This window comes from Clostridium sp. HV4-5-A1G, from assembly GCF_900184915.1.
Classification (GTDB): domain Bacteria; phylum Bacillota; class Clostridia; order Clostridiales; family Clostridiaceae; genus Clostridium_B; species Clostridium_B aromativorans.
Window position 1 is genome coordinate 1 of sequence record NZ_FXYI02000387.1, and the last position, 557, is coordinate 557.

Annotated in this window: 1 protein-coding gene; it reads left to right on the forward strand. The window is 28.9% G+C overall.

Features of this window, described 5'->3' with window-relative positions; all coding sequences use genetic code 11:
• Positions 1-168 precede the first annotated feature (168 nt).
• Positions 169-557: cobalamin B12-binding domain-containing protein (locus J5G60_RS18685; protein WP_236035351.1), on the forward strand; the 389-nt coding region annotated here is incomplete at its 3' end.

A 557-nucleotide genomic window follows, 5' to 3' on the forward strand; every position in this document is an offset into this window, starting at 1 on the left:
AAATAATATTATTACTGAAAATTTGCTATTTATTTTTGTAGATCATATCGGAGTACTGACAAACTGAAAAATTAGATATATAATAAAATAAAATACACAGCTGCATAAGTATTTCAATAAAAAGATGATTGAATAGAGACAATGTATTATGTATTGATGGAGGAAAAGATGCATAATTTAAGTGAATTGAAAAAATTGATCATAAAATATGTGGAACAGTTAGATGAAGAAAAGGTAATAAATCTGGCAGATGAAGCTTTGGATAAGGGAATGGATCCTATAACCTTGCTGGAAACTGTCAATATAGGTATGGAGAAAGTTGGGAAATTATACGAAAATAAAGATTACTATATAGCGGATTTAATACTTTCAGGACTTATTTTCAGAAATATCTTAGAACTGGATAAGATGAAAAAGTATTTTCTTCAAAATAAGGATAAGGGATTGGGAAAAGTAGTTTTAGGGACGGTAAAAGGTGACATTCATGATATTGGAAAGGATATTTTTAAAGGTATGCTGGAAGCTAATGGATTTGAGGTAATCGATTTAGGTGTAGA